Origin of the sequence: Noviherbaspirillum sp. UKPF54, from assembly GCF_007874125.1 — a bacterium.
Lineage (GTDB): Bacteria > Pseudomonadota > Gammaproteobacteria > Burkholderiales > Burkholderiaceae_D > Noviherbaspirillum.
The window spans coordinates 2,940,173-2,958,637 of the sequence record NZ_CP040128.1; the positions used below are offsets into that span (position 1 = coordinate 2,940,173).

General features: G+C 61.6%; 19 protein-coding genes. 9 read left to right on the forward strand and 10 right to left on the reverse strand.

Annotated elements, in window-relative coordinates; all coding sequences use genetic code 11:
* Positions 1–51 precede the first annotated feature (51 nt).
* The 4 genes from FAY22_RS13530 to mpl are packed head-to-tail and all read right to left on the reverse strand — an operon-like array spanning position 52 to position 4,582.
* Positions 52–2,046 carry a ribonuclease catalytic domain-containing protein gene (locus FAY22_RS13530; protein WP_146330693.1) on the reverse strand — a complete coding sequence of 665 codons (1,995 nt, stop codon included), beginning with the start codon at positions 2,044–2,046 and terminating at the stop codon, positions 52–54.
* A 24-nt stretch (positions 2,047–2,070) separates the two neighbouring features.
* Positions 2,071–2,634 (reverse strand): chorismate lyase, encoded by a 564-nt coding sequence (locus tag FAY22_RS13535; RefSeq protein WP_146330694.1) that lies wholly within the window; start codon positions 2,632–2,634, stop codon positions 2,071–2,073.
* On the reverse strand, positions 2,631–3,209 hold the full coding sequence (locus tag FAY22_RS13540) for a YqiA/YcfP family alpha/beta fold hydrolase (RefSeq protein WP_146330695.1): 579 nt from the start codon (positions 3,207–3,209) through the stop codon (positions 2,631–2,633). Before FAY22_RS13540 ends, FAY22_RS13535 begins: the two co-directional genes overlap by 4 nt.
* The gene (gene mpl / locus FAY22_RS13545) at positions 3,206–4,582 is read right to left on the reverse strand and encodes a UDP-N-acetylmuramate:L-alanyl-gamma-D-glutamyl-meso-diaminopimelate ligase (RefSeq protein ID WP_146330696.1); all 1,377 of its coding nucleotides are present in this window, start codon (positions 4,580–4,582) and stop codon (positions 3,206–3,208) included. The genes FAY22_RS13540 and mpl overlap by 4 nt, the downstream gene beginning before the upstream one ends.
* 141 nt (positions 4,583–4,723) lie before the next feature.
* On the opposite strand from mpl, the gene FAY22_RS13550 reads away from it, so the two are divergent.
* The 9 genes from FAY22_RS13550 to FAY22_RS13590 all read left to right on the forward strand — a co-directional run bounded on the left by FAY22_RS13550 (position 4,724) and on the right by FAY22_RS13590 (position 11,899).
* Positions 4,724–5,338 (forward strand): hypothetical protein, encoded by a 615-nt coding sequence (locus FAY22_RS13550; RefSeq protein WP_146330697.1) that lies wholly within the window; start codon positions 4,724–4,726, stop codon positions 5,336–5,338.
* Positions 5,339–5,466: 128 nt separating this feature from the next.
* A complete protein-coding gene (locus FAY22_RS13555; RefSeq protein ID WP_371417293.1) occupies positions 5,467–5,856 on the forward strand; it encodes a TlpA disulfide reductase family protein in 390 nt (129 codons plus the stop codon).
* An 82-nt stretch (positions 5,857–5,938) separates the two neighbouring features.
* On the forward strand, positions 5,939–6,376 hold the full coding sequence (aroQ, locus tag FAY22_RS13560; protein WP_146330699.1) for a type II 3-dehydroquinate dehydratase: 438 nt from the start codon (positions 5,939–5,941) through the stop codon (positions 6,374–6,376).
* A gap of 79 nt (positions 6,377–6,455) precedes the next feature.
* Entirely contained in the window at positions 6,456–6,923 is a 468-nt protein-coding gene (gene accB / locus FAY22_RS13565; RefSeq protein WP_146330700.1) for an acetyl-CoA carboxylase biotin carboxyl carrier protein, read from the forward strand.
* Positions 6,924–6,980: 57 nt separating this feature from the next.
* Complete coding sequence (gene accC, locus FAY22_RS13570; RefSeq protein WP_146330701.1) at positions 6,981–8,360, forward strand: acetyl-CoA carboxylase biotin carboxylase subunit; 1,380 nt, start codon at positions 6,981–6,983, stop codon at positions 8,358–8,360.
* Between the two features lie 12 nt (positions 8,361–8,372).
* On the forward strand, positions 8,373–9,284 hold the full coding sequence (prmA, locus tag FAY22_RS13575) for a 50S ribosomal protein L11 methyltransferase (protein ID WP_146330702.1): 912 nt from the start codon (positions 8,373–8,375) through the stop codon (positions 9,282–9,284).
* 2 nt (positions 9,285–9,286) lie between these two features.
* On the forward strand, positions 9,287–10,408 hold the full coding sequence (locus tag FAY22_RS13580; RefSeq protein ID WP_146330703.1) for a DUF3426 domain-containing protein: 1,122 nt from the start codon (positions 9,287–9,289) through the stop codon (positions 10,406–10,408).
* 88 nt (positions 10,409–10,496) lie between these two features.
* Positions 10,497–11,429 carry a carbohydrate kinase family protein gene (locus FAY22_RS13585; RefSeq protein ID WP_146330704.1) on the forward strand — a complete coding sequence of 311 codons (933 nt, stop codon included), beginning with the start codon at positions 10,497–10,499 and terminating at the stop codon, positions 11,427–11,429.
* A gap of 8 nt (positions 11,430–11,437) precedes the next feature.
* The gene (locus FAY22_RS13590; protein WP_146330705.1) at positions 11,438–11,899 is read left to right on the forward strand and encodes a glycine zipper 2TM domain-containing protein; all 462 of its coding nucleotides are present in this window, start codon (positions 11,438–11,440) and stop codon (positions 11,897–11,899) included.
* Positions 11,900–11,911: 12 nt separating this feature from the next.
* Here the strand turns inward: FAY22_RS13590 and FAY22_RS13595 are convergent, their stop codons facing one another.
* From FAY22_RS13595 to FAY22_RS13620, 6 genes are all read right to left on the reverse strand, one after another.
* Positions 11,912–12,166, reverse strand: coding sequence for a DUF167 domain-containing protein (locus FAY22_RS13595; protein ID WP_246860510.1), 255 nt, complete (start codon positions 12,164–12,166; stop codon positions 11,912–11,914).
* Between the two features lie 50 nt (positions 12,167–12,216).
* Positions 12,217–12,759, reverse strand: a complete 543-nt coding sequence (locus FAY22_RS13600) for a YggT family protein (RefSeq protein ID WP_146330707.1) — start codon at positions 12,757–12,759, stop codon at positions 12,217–12,219.
* 96 nt (positions 12,760–12,855) lie between these two features.
* On the reverse strand, positions 12,856–13,560 hold the full coding sequence (locus FAY22_RS13605) for a histone (protein WP_146330708.1): 705 nt from the start codon (positions 13,558–13,560) through the stop codon (positions 12,856–12,858).
* Positions 13,561–13,806: 246 nt separating this feature from the next.
* Positions 13,807–13,989 (reverse strand): hypothetical protein, encoded by a 183-nt coding sequence (locus FAY22_RS13610; RefSeq protein ID WP_146330709.1) that lies wholly within the window; start codon positions 13,987–13,989, stop codon positions 13,807–13,809.
* A gap of 147 nt (positions 13,990–14,136) precedes the next feature.
* Positions 14,137–15,330 (reverse strand): ribonucleotide-diphosphate reductase subunit beta, encoded by a 1,194-nt coding sequence (locus FAY22_RS13615; RefSeq protein WP_146330710.1) that lies wholly within the window; start codon positions 15,328–15,330, stop codon positions 14,137–14,139.
* Positions 15,331–15,428: 98 nt separating this feature from the next.
* On the reverse strand, positions 15,429–18,317 hold the full coding sequence (locus FAY22_RS13620) for a ribonucleoside-diphosphate reductase subunit alpha (protein ID WP_371417399.1): 2,889 nt from the start codon (positions 18,315–18,317) through the stop codon (positions 15,429–15,431).
* Between the last annotated feature and the right edge of the window lie 148 nt (positions 18,318–18,465).

The following is an 18,465-nucleotide window of genomic DNA, read 5'->3' on the forward strand; positions in this document are numbered from 1 at the left end:
CGATAAAGGCCGTACGGAAAGTGTTGTGAATAGCGGCGAATAATGCCGTCTTTATTGCTGTTGCACCGATTCGGCGGCGGCTTCCTCTTCGCTTGCGGCGTCTTCATCTTCCGCCACCAGCGCCGATGCCTCCTCGATATCGGCCGGCCCCGTCGTCATTTCGATCAGCCTGGCCTCGATCGTGAGGTCGACTTCGTCCCAGCGGATCAGATCGAGCTTGACGTGTGCGCCGCGCGCGGCTTGCGGCATGCCGGGCAAGCGAATGATTAACGGAATGTCAACCAGGCGCAGCACTTCATCCTTCAGCACCACGGCATCGACCTGGCGCGCATTTTCCTGCGCCAGCCAGCGCAAGCACCAGTAGCGCTCCATGCCGGACTGGAAGTCGGCGTAGGCCGAATAGGCGGCGTCGAACGCGGAAACGATCGCGAACAAGTCCGCGTCCTTGGGCTTGAACGGCGCCACCAGCGGCGCGGTCACTCCATGCTCGGCGCAGGCCAGGATCTGCCACTGGTTCACCAGGTCGGTGTAGCGCCGCAGCGGCGAGGTGCTCCAGGCGTACTGGTCGACGCCCAGCCCCTGGTGTGGCGCCGCGTGCGTCACCATCCGCACCTGCATCTTCGCCGCCCAGCCGCCACCGCCGCCGCCCTGGCTGCGATAAATGCCGGGCACGCCATGGTCGTGCATGAGCTTTCCCCAGGTGCTGTTGGCAAAGATCATCAGCTCGGCGACGATCTTGTCCAGCGGCGCACCGCGCTTGCGGCGCAGGATGGAAACGACGTCGTCTTCCACGTAGAAGTTGAAGTCGACGCGATTGGTCTGCTCCGGCTTCAGGCCGAAACTCTCGCGCTTGGCCATGCGTGCCTTTTCCAGCACTTGCGCCCATTGCCACAGCAAGGCGATCTCGTCCTTGTGCGCATACTCGCCGGCGCCGGCCGCCAGGTTTTCCTCGGTGACCAGCTCGTCCAGGTCGTTGTGCCGCAGGTTGGCCGCGATCGGCACCGATTCCGCCCGGGTCTCGGTCGACACGACCGACCAGTCGGCCGGGTCGAGCGTCGCGTACAAGGAGACGGCCGGGCAAGTCTTGCCTTCAGCCAGCGTGAACGCGTCGACCAGTTCGTCGGGCAGCATGGTGATTTTGTCGCCCGGCATATAAACGGTCGACAGGCGCTGCCGCGCAATGGCGTCGATCGCATCGCCGCGCTTGATGCCGAGCGCCGGGGCGGCGATGTGGATGCCGACCCGCACCTTGCCGTCGGCCAGGTGGACGACCGACAAGGCATCGTCGATCTCGGTCGTGGTCACATCGTCGATCGAAAAGGCGCGCACGTCGGCCACCGGCAGCGCAGCCACCGTGGGAAGATCGATGGATGGAAAGCCGGTCCCCTTCGGAAAATGCTCGAACAGGAATTTCGCCAGATGCAGCTCCTTGGGCGAGCCGATGCCGCCCGCGGCCAGCATCAGGCGCTGCGGCGACGTCTGCAGTTCGGCGCTGGCGGTCTCCAGCGCCTTGTATTCGATGCTGTTCTTGTCGGGCTTGAACAGCAGCTGCAACGCCAGCGGCTTCATCGCTTCCGGCAACCGGTGCGACTTCAGTTCCTCGGCATATTGCGCCTGGATCAGCGCCTGCTGCTTTTTCTTTTCGATGCCGGTCAGGGCGGCTTTCAGCGACGCCTCCGGCGCCGCCTTGTAGCGTCCCTTGCCTTTCTTGTAGAAATAGACGGGGGCGCTGTGCAGGCGCAACAGCAATCCGGCGGCCTCGTCGGGCCGGGGAGTGTGGCCGAAATATTCGGCGCCCAGCTCGGCGAAGCCGAACTCTTCTCCGCCGGCCACTTCCCATAAAAAATCCAGGTCGATGTCGTCAGCAATCGCCTGCGCATCGGCCATCAGCTGCACCGGCTCCGGTGCGGCGAATTGCAGCAGCACGTCGCGCGCCTTGACCTTGGTGCGTTTGCCGGTCTGCATTTCGACCTGGTACGCCTCGCCTTGTTGCGACAACACCGTGCCGGCCTTGAAGTCGCCGGATTCCTCGAAAAAGAGATTCATCGATTGCTTTGCTTATATTAGAAACTATGTTCGTGTCAGCCCGGCGATTGCCGGCAGAAACAGCTCGGTAACCAGCAGCACGCCGTTCTTGCGGCGATACAGGCAGCGGCGCGCGAACAGCGGAAAGTCGACCGCGTCGTCGCCCACTGCCTCGCGCGCCCGCTGCGCCAGCGGATGCTGCGCGCGCAACCGCGCGAACTGCAAGGTGCCGCGCACCACGCGCGGGTCGCCGAAAAGGGTAGTGCCGAGCGAGCGCTCGCCCAGCGTGCCGAAAAACGGCCAGTCGGAAGTGGTCGCACTCAAGGGCACGACCGTATGCGCGTAGACGACCGGGCAGCCGTCGCACTGCAGCAGCACTTCCCGCTCCTGCACGCAGGCGCGGCGCGGCAGGTCAATCATCGCGCGCTCGTCAGCCAGGCAGAAAGCATGCGCCTGGCGCAGGCGGCGCACCCGAAAATGCCGGCTGTGCGCCATCAGCTTGACTGTCAGCGACTCCTTGTCGGTCAGCCAGCCGCGCATTGCGCGCGTCGGGTTGACCCCGTTTACATGCGACACCCAGCGCGCATGCCCTACTGCATGAAATGTCACTTGCACGCCTCCCCGATGCCGCAAAATGCCAGCACCCGATCCAGGTATTGCCCGAATTCGGAAATGCCATGATCGCTGCCTTCGATCACGAGCTGGGCGGCACCCGGATAGTGGGCCACCATCTCCTGCCAGTCGAGCACTTCATCGCCGGTGGCGGCAATCAGGAAATACCGTTCCGGGCGCGTGATCTTCGTGACCGCCAGCGCCTTGAGTTCATCGATGTACTCCCGCTTGAACTCGAATGGCGCATCCGAATGGTATGCGGTGCTCACGCCGACATACTTTTCCAGGTCGCGCGGCGGCTTGACCGCCGGATTGAGCAGCACCGCGCGGCAGCCGAACTGTTCCGCCAGCCAGGTCGCGTAATAGCCGCCCAGGGAAGAACCGATCAAGGTTGTTTCGGGGCCGGCCGTGCGCAACAGCTCCGACGCCAGCGCCATCGCCTCACGCGGCGACGCCGGCAGCTGCGGGCAGTAGTACTGCGCCCCCAGTCCGAGCGCCGTCAGACGCTCGCCCAGCAGGCGCGCCTTGAACGACTGCGGCGACGAGCGAAAACCGTGCAGATACAGGATCATCGCGCGAGCGCGTCCAGGATCTTTTGGTGCACGCCACCGAATCCGCCGTTGCTCATCACCAGCACATGGTCGCCCGCGCCGGCCGCCTTCACGATCGCCGCCACCAGCACGTCGAGTTCGTCGAACGCCGCTGCCTTCGCGCCCAGCGGCGCGAGCGCCTCACCCAGGTTCCAGCCGAGCGCATCCTTGCCGGATTTCGCACCGTAGCCGAACACCAGGTCGGCATCGACCAGGCTGTCGGGCAGCGCCCCCTTCATGGTGCCAAGCTTCATGGTGTTGGAACGCGGCTCCAGCACGGCCAGGATGCGCGCGCCGCCCACCTTCTTGCGCAGGCCCGCGACCGTGGTCGCGATCGCGGTCGGATGGTGGGCGAAGTCGTCATAGACCGTCACGCCATTGACCACGCCGCGCACTTCCATGCGGCGCTTGACGTTCTCGAACTTGCCAAGCGACTCGATCGCCTGCGCGGGCGGCACGCCCACATGGCGCGCGGCGGCAATCGCGGCCACCGCATTGAGTCGGTTATGCTCGCCGGTCAGATCCCAGTCCACGGTGCCCTGCACTTCGCCATCGAAGCGCACGTCGAAGCTGCCGCCCTCATGCGTACGAATGGCCCAACCGTCGCCGCCGTCCACGCCGAACCACTCCCTGTCGCTCCAGCAGCCGCGCGCGACCACGCGCTGCAGCGACTCTTCGCGACCGTTGACGATCAGGCGGCCGACGCCGGGTACCGTGCGCACCAGGTGGTGGAACTGGGTTTCGATCGCGGAGAGGTCCGGGAAAATGTCGGCGTGATCGTATTCCAGGTTGTTCAGGATCGCGGTCTTCGCCCGGTAATGCACGAACTTGCTGCGCTTGTCGAAGAACGCGGTGTCGTATTCATCCGCCTCGATCACGAAAAAGGCGGAGTCGGCTTCCTTGCCCGACAGGCGTGCGGAAATCCCGAAATTCATCGGCACGCCGCCGATCAGAAAGCCCGGATGGTAGCCAGCGTCTTCCAGGATCCAGGCCAGCATCGACGATGTGGTGGTCTTGCCGTGGGTACCGGCAACCGCCAGCACCCACTTGTTTTGCAGGATGTGCTCGCCGATCCATTGCGGGCCCGACGTGTAGCGCAGGCCGCGGTTGAGGATTTCCTCCATCAGCGGATTGCCGCGCGAGACGACATTGCCGATGACGAACAGGTCGGGGTTCAGGTCCACCTGTTCCGGGCCAAAGCCTTCGATCAGCTCGATGCCTTGCGCTTCCAGCTGGGTGCTCATCGGGGGATAGACATTGGCGTCGCAGCCGGTGACCTTGTGGCCGGCTTCCTTGGCCAGCACTGCGAGGCCGCCCATGAAAGTGCCGCAGATGCCGAGAATATGGATGTGCATCGTATGAAATGAAAAATAAATCTGACCAAAATGCGCGGCGAAAGGTCCAATCAGAAAAACCGGCCGGCGCGCGCTAGCGATTTCTGGCGAATCCAAGATTTTACCTGACCCTCGCCTTCGCTACGGGGTATCATCCACGCCATGAGCAATTACTCCTCCAATATAGAGACATTGCGTGCCGAAATAGCCGCAGCCGCGGCGCGCATGATTGCCGAAGACGGCGCCGACTATGGCACCGCCAAGCGCAAGGCAGCCCGGCAAATCCTGGGAAACACGAAAGTTCGCGGCGACATCATGCCCGATAACATCCAGATCGAAGAAGAAGTCCGGCAGTATCATGAACTGTTCTTTGCCGACAGCCAACCGGCGCGTCTATTGCATCTTAGAAAACTAGCGCTACGCATGATGGACGAACTGGCACAATTCACCCCCTATCTGACCGGCGCGGTACTGAATGGCACGGCGGGCGAGCATTCGGATATTCATTTACAACTCTTTCCAGAAAGTGCCAAGGATGTAGAAATCTTTCTTATTAACAAAAATGTCGACTTCGAGGTATCGGAAAGCGCCCACTTCAAAGGCCGGGGCGAGCCGGTGGAAACCTTGAGTTTTCTCTGGCAAAACGAAGGCATACATCTTGCTCTTTACGAAACAGACGACTTGCGCGGTGCACTTAAAAGCGGCGCAGACGGCAGGTTGGCTCGCGCCGATATGGATGCGGTCCGCACGCTGATCGCGGAATCCGAAGAAAAATGAAGAAAAATCTCCTATTATTCGGTGCAATTGCACTGATATTCGCCACGCTCGGCTTTTATTTGAGCAACATGCGGCAGCAACCGCCGGCGGCCGACACGGCAGCCGCAGCCAAGCTGCTGTCGCAAACCATGCCCGACGCCGGCGGTAAACCTCAGGCATTGAGCCAATGGAAAGGAAATCCGCTGGTCGTGAATTTCTGGGCAACGTGGTGCGCCCCATGCGTGGATGAAATGCCGGAATTGTCTGCGTTGCAAGCCGAGCTGGCCTCGTCCAAAATCCGGATTCTCGGCATCGGCATCGATTCCGCGGCGAATATCGCCGAATTTGCGACGAAACATAAGATTACGTATCCGCTTTATGTGGGCGGAATGGACGCCACCGAATTGTCGCGCCAGCTCGGCAACCAAGCGGGCGGCCTTCCATTTACCGTCCTCATCGATGCGGAAGGCCGGGTCAGAAAAACCTATCTGGGCCGGCTCAAGATGCAAGAACTGAAGAACGACCTAAAGGCGCTGTAAAGGTAAGAATTCTTTTCTCCTTGCCAATCAGCATCATTTGGCGGCAAAATGCGCCATTCTCGTCAAACGGAGCGACAACTCCATGGCAAAAAAACTCCTTCTGGTCAATGGCCCGAACCTGAATCTGCTGGGCACACGTGAACCGGAAGTCTACGGATCGACGACGCTGGCCGATGTCGAACGTGCAGCAATCGAGCAGGCGCAAGCTGCCGGTGCGACGCTTACCTGCTACCAAAGCAATCACGAAGGCGCGTTGATTGATCGCATCCATGATGCGAAGAAAGAAGGAGTCGATGCCATTGTTATCAATCCGGGCGGGCTGACCCATACCAGCGTCGCCTTGCGCGACGCCTTGGCGGGGGTTGCCATTCCTTTTGTCGAAATACACATCTCCAATGTTCATCAACGCGAAGCGTTCCGGCATCATTCCTTTCTCTCTGCAATCGCGGTAGGCGTCATCTGCGGACTGGGCGTGGAAGGGTATCGGACAGCGATTGAATTCGCGTTGAAAAAACTCTAATTTCCGGAATTTTGCTGCAAACAACTTATAATTTGCAGCGAATTGAAACGTGATATACAAATAATCTGAGGGATTTCATATGGATCTAAGAAAACTCAAGACGTTGATCGACCTGGTCGCCGAATCGGACATCGCCGAACTGGAAGTGACCGAGGGCGACAGCAAAGTCCGTATCGTCAAATCCTCCGGCGCACCGCAAAGCCAGGTCGTCATGATGCCGCAGCAACCGATGCCGCACGCCATGGCAGCGCCTGCCGCCGCCCCGCAAGCACCCGCCGCAGCGCCTGTCGCGGCCGCTCCGGCCGAACCGGAAGGCCATGTGGTGAAATCGCCGATGGTCGGCACCTTCTACCGCGCTTCCGCCCCGGGCAAGCCGCCGTTCGTCGAAGTCGGCTCGACCGTGAAGGAAGGCGATACGCTGTGCATCATCGAGGCGATGAAGCTGCTCAACGAAATCGATGCCGATGCGTCGGGCGTCATCAAGCAGATCCTGGTTGAAAACGGCCAGCCGGTGGAATTCGGCCAGCCGCTGTTCGTGATCGGTTAAGTGTCGCGCACCCTAGTTCACGCTGCCTCCAAACGCACTTAACGCATCACAATAACCATGTTTGAAAAAATCCTCATTGCCAATCGCGGCGAGATTGCCTTGCGCATCCAGCGCGCCTGCCGCGAAATGGGCATCAGAACCGTGGTCGTCCATTCGGAAGCCGACCGCGACGCCAAATACGTCAAGCTGGCCGATGAGTCGGTCTGTATCGGCCCGGCGCCCTCCGCCCAAAGCTATTTGAATATGCCGGCGATCATCAGCGCGGCGGAAGTCACCGATGCCGAGGCAATCCACCCCGGCTACGGCTTCCTGTCGGAGAACGCCGACTTTGCCGAGCGGGTGGAAAAATCCGGCTTCGTCTTCATCGGCCCGCGCCCGGAATCGATCCGCCTGATGGGCGACAAGGTCTCGGCCAAGCATGCGATGATCAAGGCCGGCGTGCCCTGCGTGCCCGGTTCGGAAGGCGCCCTGCCGGAAGATCCGAAGGAAATCATCCGCATTGCGCGCAAGATCGGCTATCCCGTCATCATTAAAGCGGCCGGCGGCGGCGGCGGCCGCGGCATGCGCGTGGTGCACACCGAAGCGGCACTGCTCAATGCGGTCACCATGACCAAGACGGAAGCCGGCGCGGCGTTCGGCAATCCGGAAGTCTATATGGAGAAGTACCTGGAAAATCCGCGTCACGTGGAAATCCAGGTGCTCGCCGACGAATTCAAGAACGCGGTCTGGCTCGGCGAACGCGACTGCTCGATGCAGCGCCGCCACCAGAAAGTCATCGAGGAAGCACCGGCGCCCGGCATTCCGCGCAAGCTCATCGAGCGCATCGGCGATCGTTGCGCCGAGGCGTGCCGCAAGATCGGCTATCGCGGCGCGGGCACGTTCGAATTCCTCTATGAAAACGGCGAGTTCTACTTCATCGAGATGAACACCCGTATCCAGGTGGAGCACCCGGTCACCGAAATGATCACCGGCGTCGACCTGGTGCAGGAGCAGATCCGCGTGGCGGCCGGCGAAAAGCTGCGCTTCCGCCAGCGCGACATCACCCTGTCCGGCCACGCCATCGAGTGCCGCATCAATGCGGAAGACCCGTTCAAGTTCACGCCGTCGCCGGGGCGCATCGTTGCCTGGCACGCGCCGGGCGGCCCGGGCATTCGCGTCGATTCGCATGCCTATGCCGGCTATTTCGTGCCGCCGACCTATGATTCCATGGTCGGCAAGGTGATCGCCTACGGCGCGACACGCGACCAGGCAATCCGCCGCATGCAGATCGCCTTGTCGGAAATGGTGGTCGAAGGCATTCTGACCAATATTCCGCTGCACCGCGAACTGATGGTGGATGCGCGCTTCATCGAAGGCGGCACCAACATCCATTACCTGGAACAGAAGCTGGCGGACAAACCCGACCTGCCGAAAAATCCGGGCAAGACCGCTAAATAAACAAGGAAGCACATGAGCTGGACCGAAATCGTCATCGAAGTCGCGCGCGACCATGCGGAGGCCCTGTCCGACGCACTGATGGAGGCGGGCGCGCTGTCGGTGTCGGTGGAGGATGCCGACGAGGGCACCGAGGCGGAACGCCCTCTGTTCGGCGAACCCGGCATGGAGCCGCCCGAAGCGGCGTGGGAACACAGCCGCGTGGTCGCATTGGCGAACGCCGACGCGGACCATGCCGCCATCGTGGCCGAAGCGGCCGCCGCTGCCGGCATCGACGCCGGCAAGCTGTCGTATACACTGCGTCCGGTGGCCGAGCAGGACTGGGTGCGCCTGACGCAATCCCAGTTCGAGCCTATCCACATCGGCAAGAATATCTGGGTAGTGCCGAGCTGGCACGATGCCCCCGATCCCGACGCACTGCTGCTGGAACTGGACCCGGGCCTGGCCTTCGGCACAGGCAGCCATCCGACCACCAGGCTATGCATGGAATGGCTGGAAGCTCATGCGCCGCAGGGATCGGTGCTCGACTATGGCTGCGGCTCCGGCATCCTGGCAATGGTCGCAAAAAAGCTGGGCGCGTCCCGGGTCATCGGTGTCGACATCGACCCGCAGGCCATCGAGTCCGCGCGCTACAACAGCGAGCGCAATCATTGCGACATCGCGTTTTATCTGCCGGAAGAATTTGCGGACGCCAGCCTTCCGCAAACCTTCGACGTGGTGGTCGCCAATATTCTGTCCAGCCCGCTGAAGCTGATGGCGCCGATGCTGTCCTCGCGCGTCGCCCCCGGCGGATCGCTGGTGCTCTCGGGCATTCTCGCGCGCCAGGCCGATGAAGTGGCGGCCGCCTACGCGCCCTTCATCAAGATGACGGTGTGGGCCGAGCATGACGGGTGGGTCGCACTTTCCGGACAAGCCGCCGGCCGCTAGCCATGGCGCTCGCTACCCAGTGCCCACATTGCCATACAACATTCCGGGTCGCGCATGACCAACTGAAGCTGCGCGCCGGGCTGGTGCGCTGCGGCTCCTGCAAGCAAATCTTCAACGGTATCGAGAACTTGCTGCGGCCGGAGGAATCCGAGCGCGTGTCGCCTGCGCCTGCGGCGCCGCAGGCCGAGCCCCTTTCCGCGCCGGCAGAATCCGCCCAGCCGGTCGACGAGCCGGCAGCCATGCAGCAGGCCCACGCGGGCGAACCGCAGCAGGCGCAAGACTTGCCGCCCGTAGTCATCGCGGACGAGGCACCGGCCGCGCAGGAAGACGCGCAAGACGAGCAGCCTCACGTAGACGAACACGCCGGCGGCGATCCCTTGCAGCGCATGACGCTGATGGATTTTTCGCCCACCACAGAAAAGAAGACCGCAGATGCAGCCGAAGACGCGGCGGCGCCTCCCGGTATCGCCGACGAGCTCGACGCACTCGAAAAGGCGATCGACGACATGCAGCACCAGCCATGGAGCAGCCCGGTCGAGGAGGAAGATTTGGCGGCGCCGGCGGACGAGCCGGCTCGTGCCGATGACAGCGCCGACGAAGAACCCGCCTTCGTCAAGCAGGGACGGCGCCGGCAACGCGTGCAGCGTGCCATGCGGTTGCTGATGGCAGTCGGCTTGCCGGTGCTGCTGATCGCCGTTCTGGCACAGGGCATCCAGATCTTCCGCAACCAGCTCGCGGCAAGATTTCCTGAAGCAAAACCGGCGCTGCTCGCAGCCTGTCGCCTGATCGGGTGCGAGGTGGGTCTCCCGATGCAAATCGACGCAGTCGCGATCGAATCGAGCGAATTGCAGGCAGCGTCGAGCGACCAGAAGACGCTCAGCCTGTCAGTCCTTCTGGGCAATCACAGCTCGCTCGTGCAATCCTGGCCGAACATCGAGCTGACCTTGAACGATGCGGACGACAAGCCGATCGCGCGCCGGGTATTCGCGCCGCGCGATTACCTGCCGCCGGGGCAGGAAATCGACAAGGGGTTCGCGCCCAAATCTGAACAAGCGGTCAAGCTTTACTTTGCGCTGTCGCAGCTGAAGGCGGCCGGATACCGGGTGTATTTGTTCTATCCGTAATGTCCATGCCGCGCGGTCATGAAGATGACGCCTGTCGCCGCGGCATTACCCGTACAATTTTTCTTTCTTTTTCATTAGGCAGGCATCCATGACATCCCTCATCTGCGGCTCGCTCGCATTCGACACCATCATGCTGTTCCAGGGGCGCTTTTCCGATGCGCTGCTCGCCGATCAGCTGCACAAGATCAACGTCGCTTTCCTGGTGCCAGAAATCCGGCGCGAATTCGGTGGCTGCGCCGGCAACATCGCCTATAACCTGAAGCTGCTGCAAGGCGATCCGCTCATCATGGCCACCATCGGCCAGGACGGCGCTCCCTATCTGGAACGTCTGGACCGGATGCAGATTTCGCGCCGCTGCATCCGCACCATCGAGACTTCCTATACCGCGCAAGCCTTCATCACGACCGATGCCGACAGCAACCAGATCACGGCATTCCATCCGGGCGCGATGGCGATGGCGCATCAGAACCGGATTGCCGACGCCGGCCCGGTCAAGCTGGCGATCGTGGCGCCGGACGGGCGCGACGGCATGCTGCAGCATGCGACCGATTGCGCCGAGCGCGGCCTGCCCTTCATTTTCGACCCGGGCCAAGGCTTGCCGATGTTCGCCGGACCGGAGCTGGAACGCTTCATTGAACTCGCCACCTATGTGGCGGTCAACGATTATGAAGCGGAACTGTTGACGCAGCGAACCGGCCTGACGCTGGAGAAAATCGCCGAACGCGTATCGGCATTGATCGTCACCCGCGGCGAGCAGGGCGCGGAGATCTATACCGGCGGCAAGCGTATCGACATCCCTTGCGTGCGAGCCGACAAGGTGGTCGATCCGACCGGTTGCGGCGACGCGTTCCGCGCCGGCCTCCTGTACGGACTGACGAACGACATGGACTGGGCGACCACGGGCCGCCTCGCCAGCCTGATGGGCGCGATCAAGATCGCCAGCCAGGGTCCCCAAAATCACGCGCCGTCGCGCGATGAAATCGAGGATCGCTTTCAGAAGGCATTCGGATACCGGTTCTGAGTTTAGACATGAACCCCAAGGTCATGCGCACCGTGCTACCGCTCTCGGTATCTCTGTTGGCCGCCTGTGCGTCCCAGCAGCCAGCGTCATCGGTCACGATGTCGACCGAGGGAACGACCATGGTGCGCACCGCCACCGTGATGAATGTGCGCGACGTCACCGTGCGCGGCGACAGTAACCAGTCGTCCGGACTGGTGTCGTTCGCGGGCGCCATTCTGGGCGGCATCGCCGGCAGCAAGATCGGCAATGGCAGTGGCAGCGCGGTGGCGAGCATCGGCGGCGCACTGGCCGGTGGCATGGCCGGCCAACATGCGGAACAATCGGCGGCAACCCGCAGTTATACCGAAGTGACGGTGCGCTTCGATAACGGCGACGAGCGCACCTATACTCTCGATCCGGGACAGGACTTGCGCATCGGGGAAACGGTGCAGGTTACCGCCCACAACGCTCTTACGCGCATTAGCCGCTGAGCCTGCCGGCGCTCACTGGCTCGTGCCGGGAAGCAGCGCCGAGCGCACACTCTCGGGTGTCAGCTGCGACGCGGTAATTTCAATCATCTTGCGCTTGCTGGTGTGGCCATGCGTGATCGTCACAGCGCTTTTGGGAACGCCGAGCGCGTCAGCCAGATAACGGAGCAGCGCTTCATTTGCCTTGCCTTCGATCGGTTGCGCATGCAGGCGGATCTTCAGTGCGTCATCGAGCACGCCAATCACCTCGCTCTTCTTCGCATTCGGCATGATTTGCACCATTAATCGAATGCCGCGCGGCACTACACTGCACCAGTCTTTCATGCCGCCGACAGGAGGACCGTGCTCACCAGTTGCAGGCCGATGCGCAGCAGAATGAGTGCGACCAGCGGCGACAGGTCGATGCTGCCCACGAGCGGAATCACGCGGCGCAGCGGGCGCAGCAGTGGATCGTTGAGCGCATGCACGAACGGCGCCAACGGCGCGTGCGGGTTCACCCAGCTGAAAATGGCCTCGATAATGATCAAGCCCATGAAGCCATAAAATACCCATTCGCACAGGCGCAGCAGCGACAGCAGTACCAAGTACTGAGGCACGAAGCGCGACATCACCGCCAGATCGATGGCAACTGCAAGCAGAATCACCAGGAGGGCGCCGATCAGGCTGGCCCAGTCGTACCCGCCGACACCGGGGAGCATTCTGCGCAAGGGCTTGACCATCCAGTCGGTCAGTTGAAAGATGAACTGGCCGATCGCTGACGGCGGCCGCACGCGTACGACCTGCATCCAGAAGCGGAGTAACAGCGCACCGCCCAATACCCCGGCGGCGCTATCGACTATCAAGGTAAGTATGCTTTCCAGCACTATCTGATCTCCAAATAAAAAAACCCGTTGTGCAACCCATGGGCACACAACGGGCATTTTGCCTGAACTTAATCAGGCATCCAAGCAAGCCGTCAATTACGGACGGGTGCCGGTCGGAAACGGCCAAGCCGCTGCCGGATTCAGCGTAGTCTTTACAGCGGGAGCAGGAGCTGCTGCCGGCTTCTTGGCGGCTGCTGCCTTCTTCGGAGCTGCTGCCTTCTTCGGAGCTGCTGCCTTCTTCGGAGCTGCTGCCTTCTTCGGAGCTGCTGCCTTCTTCGGAGCTGCTGCCTTTTTCGGAGCTGCTGCCTTCTTCGGAGCTGCTGCTTTCTTGGCTACCGGCTTCTTGGCGGCTGCTGCTTTTTTCGGAGCTGCTGCTTTCTTCGCTACCGGCTTCTTGGCTGCTGCTGCCTTTTTCGGAGCTGCTGCTTTCTTCGCTACCGGCTTCTTGGCGGCTGCGGCCTTTTTCGGAGCTGCTGCTTTCTTGGCTACCGGCTTCTTGGCGGCTGCTGCTTTTTTCGGAGCTGCTGCTTTCTTCGCTACCGGCTTCTTGGCAGCTGCGGCTTTTTTCGGAGCTGCTGCTTTCTTCGCTACCGGCTTCTTGGCGGCTGCGGCCTTTTTCGGAGCTGCTGCTTTCTTCGCTACCGGCTTCTTGGCGGCTGCTGCTTTTTTCGGAGCTGCTGCTTTCTTCGCTACCGGCTTCTTGGCGGCTGCGGCTTTTTTCGGAGCTGCTTCCTTCTTGGCTGCTGCCGGCTTCTTCGCCGGGGCTGCTTTCTTAGCAGCCGGTTTCTTTGCTGTTGCCATTTGTTTCTCCTTCACGTGATGGAAAAATTCAAACTACGAGGTTGGAAATCCTCCTGAACCATCGCGATGATCCAGGCGGATTATTCATCGGCACAAGCAAGCTTCTGTTTGCGCTAATGAATTCGGCACCAGCTGAACTGCTGCATCACCTCACCCATGCAGCACTTCAGCCTCATCTGACTACGCCTCTCTTCTTGCAAGGATCACCGCCGCGCGTCGGCAGTGACGGAGGTCCAAGCCGCGCGCTCAGAAGGCGCTGCGGCGGCCGTAGCCAAAAAAAACGCCGGCAGCAATGCCGGCGTGGGAATGCTTTTTCTCAAAAACCAACAGGTTTTTCAGGAAAAAAGCCGCCTTGCCCGACTGCGTCGGGGTCAGCGGCGATAACAGAGAAGATCGCAGATTGATTCGGTACGTTCGTCTACTGTCCATTAACTCGGTTGTAGCCCTTCAGGTTTCGCAGTCTCTTTTCGAATCGCCGGTCATCCATGCCGACCGGCCGCTTTGTCGACCACTGCCTCTCCAACCATCTCGCGCAATCCTGCACGAGAGCCTGGAGCACCTGGCTGTCACATCTTCTTAATCCCAGCTCAGTGCGCCACCGGTTTGGTATTCGATCACACGAGTCTCGAAGAAGTTGCGTTCTTTTTTCAGATCGATCATCTCGCTCATCCACGGGAAGGGATTCTCTTCCTGAGGGAACATCGGATCGAGACCGATCTGCTGCGCGCGACGATTTGCGATGAATCGCAAGTACCCTTTGAACATCGGCGCATTCAAACCAAGCACTCCACGCGGCATTGTATCCTCAGCGTAGCGATATTCCAACTCCACCGCGCGCAAAAACAACGATTTGATCTCCTCGCGAAATTCAGCAGTCCACAGATGCGGGTTCTCCAGCTTGATCGTGTTGATCAGATCGATCCCGAAATTGCAGTGCATCGATTCGTCGCGCAGGATGTACTGATACTGCTCGGCTGCGCCCATCATCTTGTTCTGCCGGCCGAGCGCCAGGATCTGCGTGAAGCCGACGTAGAAGAACAGCCCTTCCATCAGGCATGCGAACACGATCAGCGAACGCAAGAGCGTCTGGTCCGCTTCGAGCGTGCCGGTCTTGAACTCGGGGTTGGTCAGCACGTCGATGAACGGAATCAGGAATTCGTCCTTGTCGCGGATCGATGCGATCTCGTGGTAGGCGTTGAAGATCTCCGACTCGTCCAGGCCGAGCGACTCGACGATGTACTGGTAGGCATGCGTGTGGATTGCCTCCTCGAATGCCTGGCGCAGCAGGTACTGGCGGCATTCCGGCGCGGTGATGTGGCGGTAGGTGCCGAGCACGATGTTGTTGGCGGCGAGCGAGTCGGCGGTGACGAAGAAGCCGAGGTTGCGCTTGATGATGCGGCGCTCGTCTTCGGTCAGGCCGTTCGGATTCTTCCACAGCTCGATGTCGCGCTGCATGTTGATTTCCTGCGGCATCCAGTGGTTGGCGCAGCCGGCCAGGTACTTGTCCCAGGCCCATTTGTATTTGAACGGGACCAGCTGATTGACGTCGGTCTGACCGTTGATGATGCGCTTGTCGGCGGCATTGACGCGCCGCGCCTCCCCGCCAGCGATGACTTCTTCCCGCGCGGAGACGAGCGCCGGATTCAGCGCGGTGTCGGTCAGCGGTGTATTCAGGGAACGGGGAGCCGAGGGCATGGCCGGCGCGAACGCCGGCTGCGGTGCGGATGCGGATTTGGCGGCAGGGTTGATTTCGTCGTCCCAACTGAGCATGGTCTTCTTCCTTACTGGGTATTGTAGTTGCAGTTGCGCGATGCGCAAGGCGTTCGATGGCCGGTGCAGCTTGCGCCGCACCGGCTCATCGCGTCAGATCACTGGCAGGCTTCGCACTCTTCGAAACCAGGGTCGCCCGGACGCAGCATGCAGGCCGGGCCGGCCACGTCGTCGGCAGCGGAAGCTGCGGCTACAGCGACCGGCGCGGCAGCTGCAACGTCGACGCCCATGCCGCCGGCGGATACGGCGTTGAGCGCACCGGCCTTGGTGGTCGACTTCTCCGCATGGGTGGCGCCGATGGTGCGCAGGTAGTAGGTCGTCTTCAAACCGCGCACCCAGGCCAGCTTGTAGGTCTCGTCGAGCTTCTTGCCGGATGCGCCGGCCATGTAGATGTTCAGCGATTGCGCTTGATCAATCCACTTCTGGCGACGCGATGCGGCTTCCACCAGCCACTTCGGATCGACTTCGAACGCGGTCGCGTAGATCTCGCGCAGGTCTTGCGGAATGCGGTCGATCTTGGCCAGGCTGCCATCGAAGTACTTCAGGTCGGCAACCATCACCTCGTCCCACAGGCCGCGCGCCTTCAGGTCACGCACCAGGTGCTCGTTGATCTCGGTAAATTCGCCGGACAGGTTCGACTTCACGTACAGGTTCTGGTAAGTCGGCTCGATGCAGGCGGACACGTCGATGATGTTGGAGATCGTCGCGGTCGGCGCGATCGCCACGCAGTTCGAGTTGCGCATGCCGTGCTCTTTAATGCGGGCACGCAGCGCGCTCCAGTCCATGCTCTCGGAGGTATCGACTTCCAGGTAGCCGCCGCGCTCTTCCGCCAGCAGCTTGACGGAATCCTGCGGCAGGATGCCGCGATCCCACAGCGACCCGCGGTAGGAGCTGTAACGGCCGCGCTCTTGCGCCAGCTCGGTCGACGCCCAGTAGGCGTAATAGCACACTGCTTCCATCGAGCGGTCGGCGAATTCGACCGCGTCCATCGACGCGTACGGAACGCGCATCATGTGCAGGCAGTCCTGGAAACCCATGATGCCCATGCCGACCGGACGGTGGCGCAGGTTGGAATCGCGCGCCTTCTTCACCGCGTAGTAGTTGATGTCGATCACGTTATCCAGCATGCGCATCGCGGTGCGGATCGTCTTCTGCAGCTTCTCGTGGTCGAGCCGCATTTCTCCATTTATGTCCTTCATGTGCGCCGGCAGGTTCACCGAGCCGAGGTTGCAGACCGCGATCTCGGAATCGTTGGTGTTCAGCGTGATCTCGGTGCACAGGTTGGAGCTGTGGACGACGCCGATGTGCTGCTGTGGAGAACGGATGTTGCACGGATCCTTGAAGGTGATCCACGGATGGCCGGTCTCGAACAGCATCGACAGCATCTTGCGCCACAGATCCATCGCCTGCACCTTCTTATATAGCTTCAGTTCGCCGCGCGCGGCCTTCGCCTCATACGCGGTATAGGCATCCTCGAACGCGCGGCCGAACTTGTCGTGCAGGTCCGGCACGTCTGACGGCGAAAACAGTGTCCACTCGCCCTTTTCCATCACGCGCTTCATGAACAGGTCCGGAATCCAGTTCGCGGTGTTCATGTCGTGGGTGCGGCGGCGGTCGTCGCCGGTGTTCTTGCGCAGGTCGAGAAATTCCTCGATGTCCATGTGCCAGGTTTCCAAATAGGCACAGACCGCGCCCTTGCGCTTGCCGCCCTGGTTCACCGCGACGGCGGTGTCGTTCACCACTTTCAGGAACGGCACCACGCCCTGCGACTTGCCGTTGGTGCCCTTGATGTGGGCGCCGAGCGCGCGCACCGGGGTCCAGTCGTTGCCCAGGCCGCCGGCGAACTTGGCCAGCAGCGCATTCTCTTTAATGGCTTCGTAGATGCCGTCCAGATCGTCCGACACGGTAGTCAGGTAGCACGACGACAGTTGCGAGCGCTGCGTGCCGGAATTGAACAGGGTCGGCGTCGAGCTCATGAAGTCGAACGAGGACAGCAGGTTGTAGAACTCGATGGTACGCGCTTCGCGGTCGATCTCGTTCAAGGCCAGGCCCATTGCCACGCGCATGTAGAACGCCTGCGGCATTTCGATGCGGGTGCCGTCGATATGCAGGAAGTAGCGGTCGTACAGCGTCTGCAAGCCGAGGTAGCCGAACTGGAGGTCGCGTTCCGGCTTCAATGCCTCGGCCAGCTGCGCCAGGTCGTACTGCGCCAGCTTGGCGTCGAGCAGGCCGGCGTCGATGCCTTTCTTGACGTATTTCGGGAAGTAATCAATATAGTGTCGCTGCGCATCTGCTTGCGCGACTTCCTGGCCGAACACTTCCTTGCGGATGGTGTGCATCAGCAGGCGCGCGGTGACCTTGCTGTACGCCGGGTCCTTTTCCATCAGCGCGCGCGCGGCCAGGATGGCGGACTTGTGCAGCTCCTCGACCGGCACGCCGTCGTACAGATTCTTGACGGTCTCGGCCAGGATCGCTTCGGCGTCGCCATGCTTTTCCAGGCCGACGCAGGCGGAGGTGATCAGTTCGCGCACCTGGTTCAAGTCGAGCAGGCGGCGCTCGCCGTTTTCGGTGACGTGCAGCTGCGGGACATCCGCGGTCTTGGCGGATTGCTGCTGCGCACGCTCTTCCATGCGCTTGGCGCGGTACAGCACGTAGGCGCGGGCGACGTCATGCTCGCCGGAGCGCATCAGCGCCAGCTCGACCTGGTCCTGCACGTCCTCGATGTGGAAGGTGCCGCCGGCCGGCTGGCGGCGCACCAATGCGGCGACCACGTTGGCGGTCAACTGTTCGACCAGCTCGCGCACGCGGGCCGACGCCGCGCCCTGCCCGCCGTTCACGGCGAGGAATGCCTTGGTGACCGCGATCGAAATCTTGGAAGGCTCAAAGCCGACGACCGCGCCGTTGCGGCGGATGACCTTGTAATCGCCCAGGCCGATGGACAGATTCGCCGTCGCGGCGGACGTGCTGCCGCCGTGGGCAGGCACCATGCCGAATTCGCCCGTGGATTTGAGAGAAACTTCCTGAGTAGAGTGCATCTAGCCTCCTAACTATGTCGCGGCAGCGTTCATGCTGCTCATGTTTATTAATTAGAACACCCGGTCCAACCGGGGTTCGCGGGTTCAACGATGACGTCGT

Excerpts from the sequence above, each read along its gene's own strand:
- FAY22_RS13590 (WP_146330705.1), top strand. The coding sequence starts at position 11,438 with ATGAACCCCAAGGTCATGCGCACCGTGCTACCGCTCTCGGTATCTCTG.
- FAY22_RS13530 (WP_146330693.1), bottom strand. The coding sequence starts at position 2,046 with ATGAATCTCTTTTTCGAGGAATCCGGCGACTTCAAGGCCGGCACGGTG.
- FAY22_RS13595 (WP_246860510.1), bottom strand. The coding sequence starts at position 12,166 with ATGCCGAATGCGAAGAAGAGCGAGGTGATTGGCGTGCTCGATGACGCA.
- FAY22_RS13620 (WP_371417399.1), bottom strand. The coding sequence starts at position 18,317 with ATGGTGCCTGCCCACGGCGGCAGCACGTCCGCCGCGACGGCGAATCTG.
- FAY22_RS13550 (WP_146330697.1), top strand. The coding sequence starts at position 4,724 with ATGAGCAATTACTCCTCCAATATAGAGACATTGCGTGCCGAAATAGCC.
- accB (WP_146330700.1), top strand. The coding sequence starts at position 6,456 with ATGGATCTAAGAAAACTCAAGACGTTGATCGACCTGGTCGCCGAATCG.
- FAY22_RS13540 (WP_146330695.1), bottom strand. The coding sequence starts at position 3,209 with ATGATCCTGTATCTGCACGGTTTTCGCTCGTCGCCGCAGTCGTTCAAG.
- FAY22_RS13555 (WP_371417293.1), top strand. The coding sequence starts at position 5,467 with ATGCCCGACGCCGGCGGTAAACCTCAGGCATTGAGCCAATGGAAAGGA.
- accC (WP_146330701.1), top strand. The coding sequence starts at position 6,981 with ATGTTTGAAAAAATCCTCATTGCCAATCGCGGCGAGATTGCCTTGCGC.
- FAY22_RS13610 (WP_146330709.1), bottom strand. The coding sequence starts at position 13,989 with ATGGACAGTAGACGAACGTACCGAATCAATCTGCGATCTTCTCTGTTA.
- aroQ (WP_146330699.1), top strand. The coding sequence starts at position 5,939 with ATGGCAAAAAAACTCCTTCTGGTCAATGGCCCGAACCTGAATCTGCTG.
- mpl (WP_146330696.1), bottom strand. The coding sequence starts at position 4,582 with ATGCACATCCATATTCTCGGCATCTGCGGCACTTTCATGGGCGGCCTC.
- FAY22_RS13585 (WP_146330704.1), top strand. The coding sequence starts at position 10,497 with ATGACATCCCTCATCTGCGGCTCGCTCGCATTCGACACCATCATGCTG.
- FAY22_RS13580 (WP_146330703.1), top strand. The coding sequence starts at position 9,287 with ATGGCGCTCGCTACCCAGTGCCCACATTGCCATACAACATTCCGGGTC.
- prmA (WP_146330702.1), top strand. The coding sequence starts at position 8,373 with ATGAGCTGGACCGAAATCGTCATCGAAGTCGCGCGCGACCATGCGGAG.
- FAY22_RS13605 (WP_146330708.1), bottom strand. The coding sequence starts at position 13,560 with ATGGCAACAGCAAAGAAACCGGCTGCTAAGAAAGCAGCCCCGGCGAAG.
- FAY22_RS13615 (WP_146330710.1), bottom strand. The coding sequence starts at position 15,330 with ATGCTCAGTTGGGACGACGAAATCAACCCTGCCGCCAAATCCGCATCC.